Genomic DNA, 13,931 nt, shown 5'->3' with positions numbered 1-13,931 from the left:
GAGAAACGTGAGCGGCACATCCCGGCAGCTTGCGCCAGGGCGAGAACTGATCGCGCTCCGGAAGGTTGATAATCAAATCAGTTGCCAAAGTTCTCTTTAGTTTTTCGCCTGTAAATGACTGAAGAGTAAAGACGTGGCGTTTGCGGCCAGGTGACGCGGTACGTAGGAAAGGGCGGAGTAAGGTAATTTTGTCGGGGCGGGAGTTGCGAGTTGCGAGTCGGGAGTCCCGAGTCCTGAGCCGCGAGTCGGAATCTCTCCATCGCGCACAGTTTTCCCGGCGCCGTGAAGTGGCCGTTCGTGCGACCTGTTCTAACCGGCGTTAACCGCTGGTTGATTCACCACTGGCAAGGACGCGCCGGCCACCGCCTCCGGCACCCCGCCGAAGCGCCGCTCGCGCCGGTGAAACTCTTCTACCGCCAAGGCCAGATCGTCGCCGTCGAAGTCCGGCCACTTGCGCTGGGTGAAGACAAACTCGGCGTAGGCCGCTTCCCACAGCAGGAAGTCGCTGATCCGCTGCTCGCCTCCGGTGCGGACCAGCAAATCCACGTCACAGGCGGCATCGGCGTACATGGCATCGGCCATCGCCTGCGCGAAAGCCTCGGGGGTGAGTTGCTTGGGGCGCTCGCCAGCGCGCATGGCCAGCGCCGCTTCCATCGCCATGCGCCGCGCCGCTTCCAGGATGACCTCGCGCCCGGAATAATCCACCGCCAACCGCACCAGCAGCCTGCGGCCATGGCGGGTGGCGTTCTCGGTGGCCTCGATTGCAGTTTGCAGCAGGTCGGGCAAGCGGTCGCGGCGGCCGATGACGCTGATGCGCACGCCTTTCTCCGCGCATTCCTCCGCCTCCGACCGCAGGTAGCGCAGGAACAGCCGCATCAGCGCCTCCACTTCGGGACGCGGACGGCGCCAGTTGTCGCTGGAGAAGGCGTAGAGCGTGAGCGTGCCGATGTCCAGGTCCGGCGCCGCCTCGATCACCCGCCGCACCGCCTTGGCGCCTTCGCGATGCCCGGCCACCCGCGGCAGCCCGTGGCTACGCGCCCAGCGCCCGTTCCCATCCATGATGATGGCGACGTGCAGCTTGGCTTTGCCGTTGTCTCCCGCAGCGTTCATTCGGCCTTCCTTCCCCGGTTCCGCCTCTGGCCGGCAGCGACCGGCAACCATCCTTGCTACAAATAACTTTGTGTTGCAAAGCAAGCATTCAAAAAAAATCAGCCCTGCCGGGTTGCCCGGATAATCTCTTCCATGCGGTCCAAATATCGCTGCAGCGACTTGCGCCCGGTGACGGTCAGCCAGAACTCGGTCTTGGGGACGCGGCCATCGAAGTACTTGTCGCAACCGAGGTAGCCGGCTTCCTCCAGCTTGCGCGCGTGCACGCTGAGGTTGCCGTCGGTGGTGCTGAGCAGCCGCTTCAGCTCGTTGAAACTCAGGCGGTCGTTCACCGCCAGCGCGCTGACGATGCCCAGCCGGATGCGCTCGTGGATCATGGGATCGAGATCGGGAACGGCCTGTTCGGCGCGCGGACGCGCCACCGTCTCCCGCCGGCGCCCGCGTTCTTCGCTGCTTCCGTGCCGTCCTGGTTGTGCCTTACCCACCGTGCCTCCTTGCGATCAGCGTTCCGAACACCGCGTGCAGCCCGCAAAAGCCGCTCAGCATGAACCAGTTCTCCCAGGGGCCGGGGGCCAGCAGCGCCAGCCCGCCCAACAGCATGAAGCAACTGCCCATGGCGGGCACGATGCGCACCGAAAACGCGCCGCCGCTGACCACCGCCGTGCCGTACAGCAGCAGCCACATGCCGGGAATGGCGTGCAGCGAACCGCCGCGGTACATGGCCGCGGTCAGCACCGCGCCCACCAGCATGGGCGGCATGAAATTCAGCAGAAAACGCCGGCCCGGTCCGGAGAAGAGCGGAACCTGCGCCCGCCGCGCCTTTTGCCGCATGGCAACCATCGCCAGCGCCAGCGCCACCACGCCTTCGGCCAGCCACACGAACATCCAGCGCTCGAACTGCGCCTGCCACCAGGCGACGCCCGCCGCCACCAGCGCCGTCGCCGCCATCCCCACCATGCCCCATCCGGGAACGGCGGTGAACGAGGCCGAGTTCTCCAGCGTCTGGCGGATGAAATGCAGGTCATCGAGCGCGTTGCTGGTGGTGACGGCCGGCCGCACGCGGGTTGCCCGGCATCGCCTTGCATCTGCCATGGGGGTAGAAATATCTTGGATTGGAGGTGTTGTCAAGTACTTTGTTATACAAAGTGACCGGAAATTTCGGTAGTGTCCTAATTTGAATGCGACGTTCGGTTAGTCATGGTGGAAATAGAAGAGGTTCCCGTCCAGATCCTTTACGGTGAACTGCCGTAATCCCCAAGGCTTTTTTTCCAGAGGATCCACGATGTTTGCACCTAACGACTTCAGTTCCTGGTGCGACGCATCTATATCTTCGGCGAACACCCAGTGCACGGCAGGTTCAAACGGCGGCTTCCTCTTCCGAAAAAATATTGGCCCCATATCACCGTGTGACACTGCCCCAATTTCTTTGCCTGGGTAAAGCCATCCGATCTCAAAGCCGAGTGCATCTCTGTAGTGCTGTTGTGCGCGTTCGACATCAGCGACCGGCAACTCCGGCACTGGCTTGCCAATTGAGTTCATTTTCTCTCTTGCGCCCACAGAACTCTCCTTGCACTCCTTTATGCAACAAGACCGCCAGAGCGTCAAATTAGGACACTACCGAAATTTCGAGCATTCGGCTATCGGCTATCGGCCGACGGACCCCTCGCCGACAGAGCGCAGGCGTGACACGTCAGTCATCGCTCCTGACGACTGAAGACTGACGACCGAAGACTATTTCTTCGATTTTTCCGTGGTCACCGTCACCCGGATCGGGCTCGGGTTCGCCAGCCGCACCAGCGGGTCGGAAACGTAGGCGTGGGTCACAAAGGTCGCCGTGCCCACCACACCGGAGGCGTCCACCGGATCGGTAATCGCTGTCTCCACGCCGCGGACGTGGGTGGCCGGGCCCACGATGGTCACCGACTGGGGAATCGCCGTGACCTGCTCGATGCGATAGCCGGAGGCGAAGGTCCCGATCACGCGCGGCTTCACTTCCACTTGCCGGCTCTCGCGACGGTCGAAGCTGATGCGGATTTGCGCCGGCACCGCCTGCACCACCTGCACGCCGTCGGGGACGTGAATCCGCGCCGGCGAAAGATCGTAGGTGCGCTCGCCGGGCTGCACGTTGGCCAGGTCAATCACCGCGTGCACCTCCGAGGCCGAAAGGTCGCGCACGGCGCGCACCGGCCCGCGTACCCGCACCTGCACCTGCGGAATGGTCTCCGAGTTGATCTCCAGATGTTCCGGCGAGTTGTGAAATTCGATGGGCACGTTGAGCGCGACCTCCGCCACCGGATCGCGGGTCACCGCCATCCACAGCAGCACCGCCACGGCGAGCGACAGCACCTTTAGCGCGAAGTTGTGGAACACGTATTTGCGGAGAAAATTCATCGCTTCATTTGTGATTTAGTGATTTGTGATTTAGCGATTGCCAAAAGCAGTGCAGCGCCTATCACTGACCACAAATCACTAAATTGCTAAGTTACCAATCCACTCGCGACTCGCGACTAATCGTGGTCCGCCCTCTCCAGCTTGGGGGGCGCCAGGCGACGTTCCGCCTGCTCCGCCGTAGTGGCAACCGGAGTCGGCAGGGTGGTCGGCGGCACGTAGCGGCGCAGCAACTCGCTCAGCCGCTCGCGCAGCGTCTCCACGGAGATGTCGCGCTCGATATTGCCGGCCACGGCGATGCTGATCGCCCCGTTTTCTTCCGACACGATGACCGCGATCGCGTCCGTTTCCTCGGTGATCCCGATGCCGGCGCGATGCCGCGTTCCCATTTGCGTGGACAGCACCGGGTTCATGGAAAGCGGCAGGAAGCAGGCGGCGGCGGCGATGCGGTCTTTCTGGATGATGACCGCGCCGTCATGCAGCGGCGCGCTCGGCCGGAAGATGGTGGCCAGCAGGTCGTAGGAGAGCTGCGCGTCCATGGGCACGCCGCTTTCGATATAGGTGCGCAGCCCGATTTCGCGCTCGATCACCACCAGCGCCCCGGTCTGGTTCTGCGCGAACAGGTTGGCCGCCAGGACGATGTCGTCATACGATTCCGCCACCGCCGCCGACATGCGCGACAAGGTCAATTTCCTACCCAGCTTGGCCAGCGCGAACCGAATCTCCGCCTGGAACACGACAATGAGCGCGAAAATGGCGTACGGCAGCAGCGTGCCGACCAGCCAGTTCACCGTCTTCAGTTCGAAGGCGTGCGCCAGGTAAAAGGCCAGCGCCAGGCCGCCGACGCCCACCAGGATGGGCACCGCGCGCGTGCCTCTGATCAGCACCAGGAATTCGTAAATGAGCACGGCCACGAGCAGGATGTCGATCACCGACACCGCCGACACGTGTGGCCACTGTAGCCAGGCTGGCGTCACCTACGCGCTCCCTTCCGTGCAATGCGCCGGACAACGACAGGTTAATTGTAATGCAATCGGAGCGATGGCCGCGGCCCGATGAATGGCCGAGTTGGGAGACGACTTAGGAGTTCTTCTTGCGCACGTGCAACACCTTCTGCACCTCGGCAATGACCTCGCCGCTTTCGTCGGTGACCTCCACCAGGAACGTGGGCTCGATCTTGGGCTGCGTTTGCAAGCCGCGCCGGATCCCTTCAATCTGCTCGTCGGACAAACGAAAGCGCGCCACGACTCTGCCTTTGCCCGGCTTGCGGAAGCGAATGTTCGCCGACTTGTCCCAGACGATGTAGTCGCGGCCCAGGTTCTGGATCAGCATCAGCATGTAGAACGGGTCGGTCATGGAATACAGCGACCCGCCATAATGCGTGCCGACGAAATTGGCGTTCCAGAAATGCAGGTTCATCTCCACGTCGATCTCTTTCCAATCGGACTGCAAGCGCTTGACCCGGATGCCAGCGCCCAGCAATGGTGGCCACAGGTTCAGCAACCGTCGCATGTTCCGCTTGTGCAGTCTTGGCATGGGTCCTACTCCGTCGTCTTCTTCACGGTTGCGGCAATCGTGCCCCGGCTCACCCGGGCGCGGATCTCATTCCCCGGCTTCACCTGTCGCGCATCCTTGACCAGATTTCCCCTGGCATCGAACACCAGCGCGTAGCCGCGTTCCAGGATGCTCAACGGCGAGAGCGCTTCCAGGGTTGCGCGCAGTCCCTCGAAGCGCGCCCGCCGGCGCGCCAAATCCGACCGCGCCGCCGAGGCCAGCGCCGACGTGTGGGCGTCGAGGTCGCGCCGCATTGCGTCCAGGGTTCGCCGCAGGTCGCGCGCCCGCACCCGAGCCGACGCCGTATCCAGCCGCGTCCGGTACTCGTGCAAACGCCGCCGTTCCGCCGATGCCAGGCGGAACACCAGCTCGTCCAAGCGCTGCTGGCGGCGCCCGATCAGATCGTGCATGCGGGCGAACGCGCCGTGCTGCGCCAATTGCGTGAGCGTCTGCCGTGCCATCAGCAACTGGTAGCGCGCCGCCCGAGCCAGCCGCTGCCGAAACGTTTCCACGCGCTGCTCGAGCTGGTGCTGCGACTCGATCACCAGTTCCGCCGCCGCCGAGGGCGTGGGCGCCCGCAGGTCGGCGACGAAATCCAAGATCGTGAAATCGGTTTCGTGCCCGATCGCGGAGATCAGCGGCAACTCCGACGCCGCCGCCACGCGCGCCAATCCTTCATCGTTGAACGCCGCCAGGTCCTCCATGGACCCGCCGCCACGCGCCACCACGACGACGTCCACGTTGCCGGCGCGATTGAAATACTGGATGCCGGCGCTGACCTCGCCCGCCGCCGCCTCGCCCTGCACCTGCGCCGGATAGATGAGCACGTTGAGCCCGCGGTGCCGCCGCTGCACGATGTTGACGATGTCGCGAATGGCCGCGCCCCGGGGCGAGGTCACCACGCCGATCCTCCGCGGCAGCGCCGGAATCGGCCGCTTGCGCGCCGGGTCGAACAGCCCTTCCGCCGCCAGCTTCTGCTTGAGTTGCTCGAAGGCGATCTGCAACGCGCCCGCGCCCCTGGGCTCCAGGTACTGGGCCGAGAGTTGCAGTTCGCCGCGCGTTTCGTACACCGTCACCCGGCCGCGCGCGATCACCGCCATGCCGTCGGCGGGCTTGAACCGCAGCAGGCGCGCCTGCGAGCGGAACATCACCACCCGCATCTGCGCCCCATCTTCTTTCAGCGTGAAGTACAGGTGTCCCGACTCCGCCGGCCGGTAATTGGAAATCTCGCCTTCGACGAACACGTCGGTGTACTCGCGCTCGACGGCCGAGCGCACCGCGCTCATCAGGTCCCTGACCGTCCAGATGCGCCGCGCCGGCGCCTGGAAGGTGAACCCCAGTTGGTCGGGAAGGGACATGGAGGGCAGTGTAACTCAGGGAGGCTTCGGGCTTCAGGCGCAAGGCACAGGGGACAAGGCGAAGAGCACAGCCGCGGAGCGGCGGAATTCGTTAGCCCACCGCGCGGCAGCGGTGGGTAGTCGTTCCCCTATAATACGAGCCCCGGAGGGGCGGCACATGAGCCATTCCTACTGCACGAATCTTGTCCATTGCGTGTTCAGCACCAAGAACCGTGCCGCGATCATTCCCGCGGAATTCCAGGAGCAACTGTGGGCCTACCTGGAGGGAATTGCGAACCACCATCACATGCCGTTGCTGGCGGTTGGCGGAACCGCTAACCACGTGCATCTTCTGGTCTCAATCCCCAGTACGACAACGGTAGCTTCGGCCATCAATCGGTTTAAGGCGAATTCGTCGCGATGGTTGCGCGAACACGGCAACAATTTCGAATGGCAGAAGGGGTATGGCGCGTTTAGCGTCAGCCCGTCGCAGGTGCCGGCCGTCAAGGATTACATTCGCAACCAGGCGGAACATCACGCGAAACACACGTTCGAAGAGGAGTTCATCTCGTTATTGCAGAAATGCGGTGTGGCGTACGACCCGAAATACGTGTTCGGGTAGGTGCCGCGCCGCTGGCGCTCCGCCACGTATCCCAGCCTACCCACCGCTGCCGCGGTGGGCGAACGAATTCCGCGGCTCCGCCGCTGACAATCGAAACGGGTGATTTCCGGCCAAGACCGAAAAAGCCTAAAGCCGAAGACCGAACATCTCGTTATTGCAGCAATGCGGTGTGGCGTACGACCCGAAGTACGTTTTCGGCTAGGTGCCGCGCCGCTGGCGCTCCGCCACGTATCCCAGCCTACCCACCGCTGCCGCGGTGGGCTAACGAATTCCGCGGCTCCGCCGCTGACAATCGAAACGGGTGATTTCCGGCCAAGACCGAAAAAGCCGAGAAGCGAATACCAAGGACTGAAAACCGAAGACCGAAAACCTAAAACCGAAAACCTAAAACCGAAAACCGAAAACCCTTCCCACCTACCGGCTAAACCGGCCGATCAGGTACAACACCAGCGAGAGCACGATGCTGATCAAGATTGAGGTCACGATGGGAAAATACACCGTCGTATTTTTTCCGCGATAAACGATGTCGCCCGGCAGCCGGCCGATGGGCAGGTGCAGGCGGCCCCCGAAGACGAGAAGCACCCCGAACACCGCCAGCAGCACGCCGAGGAAGATCAGGATCTTGCCGAGCTCGGTCATCAGGTGAATTCTATGCGCGCAGAGCGACCAGCTACCACCTGCCAGCTACCTTATAATGGCTTCGCGCCCCATGAGTTCCTCCTCGCAGCTCTCCCGCGCCGACACGCCGGAAGTCTCCTGGTTCGAAAAGCCGTGGGCGCCGCCGGCGCTGGCCTGCGGTCTGGTGTTCCTGATTTACGCCGGCGCAGTGTGCTTCGAATTCGTGTACGACGACACCACCCAGATCCTGCAAAACCCCTGGCTGACCTCATTCTCTTACCTGCCGCGCTACTTCACCTCGCACGTCTGGGCGTTTGCCAACATTGCCGGCGCTTACTGGCGGCCCCTGTTTCTCATCTGGTTGCTCCTCCACCGCATCCTGTTCGGAACCCATCCGGCGATGTGGCACCTGGACAGCGTTCTGCTGCACGTCGCCGCCACCGGGTTTGTTTACCTGCTCGCCCGCCGCCTCACCCGCGACCGCGCCGCCGGCCTCATAGCCGCGCTCATCTTCGGACTTCATCCCGCGCTGATCGAAAGCGTCGCCTGGATTTCCGGCGTCACCGATCCTCTGCTGGCGGTGTGTCTCGTCCCGGCATTTCTCACATTCCTGAACTGGCGCGAAAGCCGCTCACCACGCTGGCTGGCCACGTCCCTGGTGCTTTACGCGCTTGCCCTGATGTCCAAGGAACCGGCGATCGTCCTGGGGCCGCTGATTTTCATTTACGCGTGGATCTACTCCAACCACCGGAGCACCGGCCGCCTCCGCGACGCCTTCGCCGCCGTTGTCCCTTACATCCCGGTAACCATCATTTACCTCGCCATTCACCTGCTCGTGCTGCAGCGCGTCAGTTACTCCCGGACGCTGGCAACGCCGGCGCGCACCCTGCTTACCGCGCCTTCGCTGCTGCTGTTTTACCTGCGCACGCTGGTCTTTCCCGCGGTCATCAGCCCGCATTACAACTTCAAGCTTGTCACCGCCTTCTCCGCGATCCGGGTGCTGCTGCCGTGCCTGGTACTGATCGCCGCCGCCGTTCTGCTTTACCTGTCGGCGCGGGGTGATCGCGATCGCTCCCACCTGACCGCCTTCGCCAGCACCTGGATCCTGCTTCCTCTGCTGCCTGCCTTCTACCTGGCGCCGCAGGGCCCGCACGACTTCGCCCACGCGCGCTATCTTTATCTTCCGTGCATCGGTTTCGGCATCATCGTGGCAGCCGCGATTCGGCGCCTGCGGGTACCGGCGATGCAGGCAGGGGTCGCCGGCGCCATCGTCGTCCTGCTGGCCGCCGGCACCGCCGCCCAACAGCGTTACTGGACCAACGACATGACGCTGTTTTCCCGCGGCGTTGCGGTCGCTCCTGACAATCCCACCGCCCTCACCGGCCTGGGCATCGAGATCGGCAAACGCGGACGCTATCCCGAAGCCATCAACCTGTTTCAGCGCGCTCTCGCCATTGACTCCGACGACTGGCACCCCAACTTCTCCCTCGGCTACACCTATTTCATTCTCGGCCGCTATGCGGAAGCCGAGCCGCTGATCGCCCGCGCCGTTGCCATCAATCCCTGGGGCGCCGATCCCGACCAGTTTGCCTATCTCGGCCTGGTCGAATCGAAGCTCGGCGATTTGCCCAAGGCGGAGTGGGCGGTGCGCCAGGCGGTGCGGCGCCAGCCGAATCGCGAGCAATTCCGCTTTGCTCTGGCGCTCATCCTCGAGCAGGAAGGCAAACTCCCGGATGCGGTGAAGGAGTTAAAGGAAACACTGGCCATTAATCCCAACAACGCCAGCGCCCGAGGGCGCTTGGATCGTCTACAGAAGTCGTTGGTCGACAGTCGTTAGTCGTTGGCGCATTGCGCCTGCGCCGCAATCAAGCACTCTTACCACGGACGGCGAGCGACCAACGACCAACGACTTTCCCCACTCATCCCGGAAACGAAGACCGAAGACCGAAGACCTAAGACCTTAAGACCTGAGACCTGCTTTTCTACCATCCCATCCTCTTCCGCAAGCTCATGATGTGCGCCACGTGGTGCTTGCCGTGCCAGGCGTACAACCCGAGATAGCGGTCCAGGTTCAGTTCGCCCAGTTCCGGGTGCTTCAACTTGAACTCAAACTGCTCCGGGGTCATCGCTCGCAGCACCGCCACCCAGCGATGATGCAACGCCTCCAGCAGCACCAGCGAGGTCTCGATCGGCACCTGCACGTCCGCCAGTTCCGCCCACAGCTTTTCGTCGTAGGGCTTGACCGTAGGGTTCGGCTCGGTGAGCGCCAGCTTGAAACGGATGAAGGCATTCATGTGACTGTCGGGCACATGATGCACCACCTGGCGCACGGTCCAGCCGCCGGGACGATAGGGCGTATCGAGCTGCGATTCGCGCAGGTTGTGCACCGCGGCGCGCAACCGCTCCGGGGTAGCCGCGATCTCGTCGATGAAGTGCCGCCGCTGATCGTCCGTGTACGGGCCTTCGTAGTTGAATTTGCCGATGGGATAGCTCAGGTTGGGGGTCGCTGCGGTGCTCATTTGCACATTTTAGCGGGGAATTACAATTTCAAATTTTCAAGCTTCAAATTTACAATTCCGGGATGCAACATTCCCCGCGGTTCCTGCAAATCGTCAACGACGCCAAGAAGCGCGTCCGTGAAACCACCGTGGACGAAATCAAGCGTCGCCACGATCGCGGCGACCGCTTCACCCTGGTCGACGTCCGCGAAGAGAGCGAGTACGCCAAGGACCACCTGCCCGGCGCCATCCATTTGGGCAAGGGAATCATCGAGCGCGACATCGAGGTGAAAGTTCCGGACACCTCCGCCGAGGTCGTGCTCTACTGCGGCGGCGGCTTCCGCTCCGCCCTGGCCGCCGACAATCTGCAAAAGATGGGCTACAGCAATGTGGTTTCCATGGATGGCGGTATCCGCGAGTGGCGCCAGAAGAACTACCCGCTGACCGACCAATAGCCGGCTCAATTTTTTCTCAACCGCGATGCGCAGACTGCAACGCAAGCTGGAAGAATTCGCCGGGCCACGATGGCCCCGCTGGGTGCGGCTGCTGATCGGCCTTGCCGTGGTGGCCGCGGGATACGTGTGTTATCGCTGGCGCCTGGTGCACGCCAAGGAATTCGGCGCGCTTGGAATCGCGTTTGTCGGGGCACTGCTGCTTGTCCGCCGGGCGCTGTGGAAGGCGCGTGCCGGCCGAGTCCCGGAAGGGGCGAATCGCCAGTAGCCTGGGACCCAAGTCCTGGGCCGGAACTACTTCTGCTCCTCCGCCACCGCCGCGCACAGCTCGTTGATCGCCCGGCGCTGTCCATCGCGCGAGTAGAGAAACTCGAACCCATGCTCCGTCCCGCGCGTGTTGCGCACCATGGCATAGAGCGCGGGCATCGGCGGCATCTCCAGGCGCACCACCTCGCCGAGGTAGAGTTGGTCGGTGAGCCTGGCGCCCAGCCCGCCCTCTCCCACCACCACGGCGCGCCCGTGGAGCTTGCGAATGGGATTGTCTTCCCAGTAGACGGTGGCGTTCACGGGTCGGTTGATGAGATAGCGCGGAAACCGGCGGGATTGCACCGTACAGTACCTCTCAGTCTTGAATACTGGGACCTAAATTGTAGGGTGGGCGGTTCATCTTGTCGCGTCACGAAAGGCGCTGGCGGGAGGTAACGCCGGCGCCTAGCGCCGCTCTACCGCGCCTGGCGTCCCGCGTAGAGCTCCACGGAAACCAGACCTCGGTCTGGGTTTTCATCGTCCCGGGGGCGCTCCTCGATCAGCTTGTCGTCGGCTGCGGTGTGAAACGAGACGACCACCCAATCCCCGGCCCCCATCACCGGCCGATGCCACACGTTGGTAGGGATGGAGAGCCACCGCTCCTGCATCGGCGCTTGCGGATCGCTGCACAAAACGTGTGACACCCATTCCTGGGCATTCCACGTCTGCATATCGGCGGAACCGCGGTACGACATGAAGCGCTGGATGCTGTTGGGGTGGCGCTCGGCGCCGGAGGTGCATTCGGCGCGCAGCACAAATACCCAGCTCGATGCGATTCCTTCCGGCAACCGGTCATAGGTCTCCAGCGGAATCGGCCGCCACGCCAGCCGGGCATTGGATTTTCCCGCCAGCTCGGCGCTGACCTCATCCACCACCGCGGCAAGGATCGCAGCCGAGCGCGGCGCGCGAATCGCCGCGTCCAGCGACTCAAGGATGGCTTGCTCGTCTGGCGTCAAGGCAGTCATGTTCATGGGTATTTGATATCAGGTTGCGTGCTGGGGTTGCGGAACGGCGTCGCAGCATCCCAGTTGCAACGCTGCGGTGAATCCGGGCTGGTTTTGCCGACGGACAAGTTAGGCGGGCTGCGAAGGAAGGAAGTGGCCTCCACGCAATGGCAGCCTCGCACTACTCTTAGGGCAGTTTCGCCATTTCCTTCCTCGCCCATCCACCGCATTCGAGACATTTTTCACAGTTTCTCCACAGATATTCTGCACTTTAGACTTCCAAAAGATACGATATCCAGCGAGCCTAATTGATGTCCGCCGAATGTTGCAGCACTTAAGGCTGGAAGGCAAGCATTCGCGGTTCCGAAGTTACCGATGCACCATTGTTGCTTGTGGATTAGTTCCACGTGCAGGGGGTCCGATCCGGAGACGAGCAGTAATCTGAAGCGAGGCGATGATGGTTGCGAAGAAAGGCAAAGCGACCAAGATCAAACCCGCACCGCGATGCCAATGCGAATGCCGCGCGTGCGACATTGGGATAGCAACAAGTCCTCGAAGTTGTTGAATCGACGATGCTGCGCTTTGCGCTCCAACCAAGCATCAGTTCATCACGGTCATGCAGTTACAACAACTTACGCTTGTGTTGCAAGAGCTGATTCATTTGTGGGACTGCTTCTAGTCCCTCTCGCCGTCGGCGTAAATGTCACCCAAACGGTACAACTGCTGTTCGCTGCAATTCCGCTTTCGCAACCACTAGCCGCAAAGTCCCCCCCGTGGTGTTGATGCCAGTTGTCGTCACCGGAATGCTTTGCTGATTTCGCATGACCACGCCCTGCCGCACGCTCGTCGTCCCGACCGGCGTAGAAGAGAAGGTCAGGCTGCTCACCGACAACACGACCGGGTTGGTACCGGTACCCGACAAGGGGATCGTCTGGGGGCTGGTCACCGCTCCATACACTGCAGTGACAGCGCCGGTGCGCACTCCCCCGACCGTCGGCTTGAAACGAAGCGTGAGAGTACAGCTGGCGCCACTCGCCAGCGAAGTGATGGCGCAGCCGGACTTGGTGAAGTCGCCCGAGATTGTGATGCTGGAAATGGAAAGGCGCGTATCCAGATTGTTGGTGATGGTTATGGAATCCGGGCCGCTGGTGGTCCCCACATCCGTCTTGGGGAAATTCACGCTGGCCGGCGTGAATGTCACCGGCGGCGTTCCTCTCCCGTTGAGCGATACCGACTCGACCCCAGCGTTGGAATCGTCGGTAATCGTCAACGTAGCCGTCGTCTTCACGGTAGTCGTAGCCAGGAAATTCACCGACACCGTGCAGGTCTGCCCGGCGGGAATCGGCGATGTGCACGGATTGGTAACCTGGAACTGGGGATCGCTGACCGCCGTGCCGAGGATGTTCAACGGACGTGGCTGGTTGTTCTTGATTGCAACCGTCAGCGCGGTGCTTAGCTCGCCCAGCGGCCAGGTGCCGAATGCAAGGTTTGCCGGCGTCAGCTTGACCGGCACCACGCCCGTACCGGACAACGGTACATCGATCGAGTTGGGTACCGAATCGCTCTTGACGCTCAGCGTGCCGGTACGCGCACTCGCATCGGTCGGGGCAAATGCCACCGTGATTGAGCAGCTCAAGCCGGGCTGTAGCACCCCGCAAGTGGTGCCGGTTCGGATGAAGTCGCCGCTGATGACCGACGTGACGGTCATCGGTGTAGTACGCGCGTTCTTGACGGTCACGCTCTTGGTCGTCGTGCTAGTAAAGCCCACCGCCGTGTTCGGGAATGACAAGCTGGCAGGCGTTACGGTTGGTGGGGTCGTATCCGCCGACGAGTTCACCGTAATTCCAGTCTGCGAACCCGCGATGCCGGGCGAAACGACATCGGCCGCAGAGATCGACTGCACCCCCGCCGTCTGCAGGGTGGCACTGAACAGGTGCGATCCGGCATCCGCCGACACGAATGTGTAGTTGCCGGGCAGGGTTGCTGCTGCATCCGAGCTGCTGAAGCCGACCGTTCCAGTGTAGCCGGTAACCGTGTTGCCGAACGGGTCTCTTGCCGGGGGATCAAACCCCTTACGCATACCCACGAGACTGAGATTAAGATTC

17 protein-coding genes are annotated in these 13,931 nt (G+C 62.5%); 4 read left to right on the top strand and 13 right to left on the bottom strand.

Annotated elements, in window-relative coordinates; genetic code table 11:
• Positions 1-309: 309 nt before the first annotated feature.
• The 8 genes from uppS to xseA form a co-directional block, all read right to left on the bottom strand.
• Positions 310-1,110: a di-trans,poly-cis-decaprenylcistransferase gene (gene uppS / locus LAN70_11725; GenBank protein MBZ5511821.1), complete on the bottom strand. Its 801-nt coding sequence runs from the start codon at positions 1,108-1,110 to the stop codon at positions 310-312.
• A 98-nt stretch (positions 1,111-1,208) separates the two neighbouring features.
• Positions 1,209-1,484 carry a transcriptional regulator gene (locus LAN70_11720; GenBank protein MBZ5511820.1) on the bottom strand — a complete coding sequence of 92 codons (276 nt, stop codon included), beginning with the start codon at positions 1,482-1,484 and terminating at the stop codon, positions 1,209-1,211.
• Between the two features lie 100 nt (positions 1,485-1,584).
• Positions 1,585-2,199, bottom strand: a complete 615-nt coding sequence (locus LAN70_11715; protein ID MBZ5511819.1) for a hypothetical protein — start codon at positions 2,197-2,199, stop codon at positions 1,585-1,587.
• Positions 2,200-2,298: 99 nt separating this feature from the next.
• Entirely contained in the window at positions 2,299-2,646 is a 348-nt protein-coding gene (locus tag LAN70_11710; protein MBZ5511818.1) for a VOC family protein, read from the bottom strand.
• 192 nt (positions 2,647-2,838) lie between these two features.
• Complete coding sequence (locus LAN70_11705) at positions 2,839-3,498, bottom strand: hypothetical protein (GenBank protein MBZ5511817.1); 660 nt, start codon at positions 3,496-3,498, stop codon at positions 2,839-2,841.
• Positions 3,499-3,614: 116 nt separating this feature from the next.
• On the bottom strand, positions 3,615-4,472 hold the full coding sequence (gene cdaA, locus LAN70_11700) for a diadenylate cyclase CdaA (protein ID MBZ5511816.1): 858 nt from the start codon (positions 4,470-4,472) through the stop codon (positions 3,615-3,617).
• A gap of 103 nt (positions 4,473-4,575) precedes the next feature.
• Positions 4,576-5,031 (bottom strand): DUF4442 domain-containing protein, encoded by a 456-nt coding sequence (locus LAN70_11695; protein MBZ5511815.1) that lies wholly within the window; start codon positions 5,029-5,031, stop codon positions 4,576-4,578.
• A gap of 5 nt (positions 5,032-5,036) precedes the next feature.
• Positions 5,037-6,407: an exodeoxyribonuclease VII large subunit gene (gene xseA, locus LAN70_11690; GenBank protein ID MBZ5511814.1), complete on the bottom strand. Its 1,371-nt coding sequence runs from the start codon at positions 6,405-6,407 to the stop codon at positions 5,037-5,039.
• A 157-nt stretch (positions 6,408-6,564) separates the two neighbouring features.
• Here xseA and tnpA point away from each other — a divergent pair, with 157 nt between their 5' ends.
• On the top strand, positions 6,565-7,008 hold the full coding sequence (gene tnpA / locus LAN70_11685; GenBank protein ID MBZ5511813.1) for an IS200/IS605 family transposase: 444 nt from the start codon (positions 6,565-6,567) through the stop codon (positions 7,006-7,008).
• A gap of 414 nt (positions 7,009-7,422) precedes the next feature.
• On the opposite strand, the gene LAN70_11680 is transcribed toward tnpA, so the two are convergent.
• Positions 7,423-7,647 carry a DUF2905 domain-containing protein gene (locus tag LAN70_11680; protein ID MBZ5511812.1) on the bottom strand — a complete coding sequence of 75 codons (225 nt, stop codon included), beginning with the start codon at positions 7,645-7,647 and terminating at the stop codon, positions 7,423-7,425.
• 70 nt (positions 7,648-7,717) lie between these two features.
• Between LAN70_11680 and LAN70_11675 the strand changes: the two genes are divergently transcribed.
• Complete coding sequence (locus LAN70_11675; protein ID MBZ5511811.1) at positions 7,718-9,463, top strand: tetratricopeptide repeat protein; 1,746 nt, start codon at positions 7,718-7,720, stop codon at positions 9,461-9,463.
• A gap of 145 nt (positions 9,464-9,608) precedes the next feature.
• Here the strand turns inward: LAN70_11675 and bstA are convergent, their stop codons facing one another.
• Positions 9,609-10,145: a bacillithiol transferase BstA gene (gene bstA, locus LAN70_11670; GenBank protein MBZ5511810.1), complete on the bottom strand. Its 537-nt coding sequence runs from the start codon at positions 10,143-10,145 to the stop codon at positions 9,609-9,611.
• 62 nt (positions 10,146-10,207) lie between these two features.
• Between bstA and LAN70_11665 the strand changes: the two genes are divergently transcribed.
• Positions 10,208-10,579, top strand: a complete 372-nt coding sequence (locus LAN70_11665; GenBank protein MBZ5511809.1) for a sulfurtransferase — start codon at positions 10,208-10,210, stop codon at positions 10,577-10,579.
• 25 nt (positions 10,580-10,604) lie between these two features.
• Complete coding sequence (locus tag LAN70_11660) at positions 10,605-10,844, top strand: hypothetical protein (GenBank protein ID MBZ5511808.1); 240 nt, start codon at positions 10,605-10,607, stop codon at positions 10,842-10,844.
• A gap of 26 nt (positions 10,845-10,870) precedes the next feature.
• On the opposite strand, the gene LAN70_11655 is transcribed toward LAN70_11660, so the two are convergent.
• The 3 genes from LAN70_11655 to LAN70_11645 all read right to left on the bottom strand — a co-directional run bounded on the left by LAN70_11655 (position 10,871) and on the right by LAN70_11645 (position 13,906).
• Positions 10,871-11,185, bottom strand: coding sequence for a PilZ domain-containing protein (locus tag LAN70_11655; GenBank protein MBZ5511807.1), 315 nt, complete (start codon positions 11,183-11,185; stop codon positions 10,871-10,873).
• 113 nt (positions 11,186-11,298) lie between these two features.
• Entirely contained in the window at positions 11,299-11,853 is a 555-nt protein-coding gene (locus LAN70_11650; GenBank protein ID MBZ5511806.1) for a hypothetical protein, read from the bottom strand.
• A 676-nt stretch (positions 11,854-12,529) separates the two neighbouring features.
• Entirely contained in the window at positions 12,530-13,906 is a 1,377-nt protein-coding gene (locus LAN70_11645; protein MBZ5511805.1) for a choice-of-anchor D domain-containing protein, read from the bottom strand.
• Positions 13,907-13,931 lie beyond the last annotated feature (25 nt).

This window comes from Terriglobia bacterium (assembly GCA_020072845.1).
In the GTDB taxonomy this organism is placed as follows: Bacteria; Acidobacteriota; Terriglobia; order Terriglobales; family Acidobacteriaceae; genus JAIQGF01.
Note: the sequence above shows the minus strand (reverse complement) of the source record. Positions and strands in the feature narration are given on the sequence as shown.

Excerpts from the sequence above, each read along its gene's own strand:
- LAN70_11715 (MBZ5511819.1), bottom strand. The coding sequence starts at position 2,199 with ATGGCAGATGCAAGGCGATGCCGGGCAACCCGCGTGCGGCCGGCCGTC.
- LAN70_11675 (MBZ5511811.1), top strand. The coding sequence starts at position 7,718 with ATGAGTTCCTCCTCGCAGCTCTCCCGCGCCGACACGCCGGAAGTCTCC.
- LAN70_11660 (MBZ5511808.1), top strand. The coding sequence starts at position 10,605 with ATGCGCAGACTGCAACGCAAGCTGGAAGAATTCGCCGGGCCACGATGG.
- tnpA (MBZ5511813.1), top strand. The coding sequence starts at position 6,565 with ATGAGCCATTCCTACTGCACGAATCTTGTCCATTGCGTGTTCAGCACC.
- xseA (MBZ5511814.1), bottom strand. The coding sequence starts at position 6,407 with ATGTCCCTTCCCGACCAACTGGGGTTCACCTTCCAGGCGCCGGCGCGG.
- LAN70_11705 (MBZ5511817.1), bottom strand. The coding sequence starts at position 3,498 with ATGAATTTTCTCCGCAAATACGTGTTCCACAACTTCGCGCTAAAGGTG.
- LAN70_11695 (MBZ5511815.1), bottom strand. The coding sequence starts at position 5,031 with ATGCCAAGACTGCACAAGCGGAACATGCGACGGTTGCTGAACCTGTGG.
- LAN70_11720 (MBZ5511820.1), bottom strand. The coding sequence starts at position 1,484 with ATGATCCACGAGCGCATCCGGCTGGGCATCGTCAGCGCGCTGGCGGTG.
- LAN70_11680 (MBZ5511812.1), bottom strand. The coding sequence starts at position 7,647 with ATGACCGAGCTCGGCAAGATCCTGATCTTCCTCGGCGTGCTGCTGGCG.
- LAN70_11650 (MBZ5511806.1), bottom strand. The coding sequence starts at position 11,853 with ATGAACATGACTGCCTTGACGCCAGACGAGCAAGCCATCCTTGAGTCG.
- LAN70_11645 (MBZ5511805.1), bottom strand. The coding sequence starts at position 13,906 with ATGCGTAAGGGGTTTGATCCCCCGGCAAGAGACCCGTTCGGCAACACG.
- LAN70_11710 (MBZ5511818.1), bottom strand. The coding sequence starts at position 2,646 with ATGAACTCAATTGGCAAGCCAGTGCCGGAGTTGCCGGTCGCTGATGTC.
- LAN70_11665 (MBZ5511809.1), top strand. The coding sequence starts at position 10,208 with ATGCAACATTCCCCGCGGTTCCTGCAAATCGTCAACGACGCCAAGAAG.
- uppS (MBZ5511821.1), bottom strand. The coding sequence starts at position 1,110 with ATGAACGCTGCGGGAGACAACGGCAAAGCCAAGCTGCACGTCGCCATC.
- bstA (MBZ5511810.1), bottom strand. The coding sequence starts at position 10,145 with ATGAGCACCGCAGCGACCCCCAACCTGAGCTATCCCATCGGCAAATTC.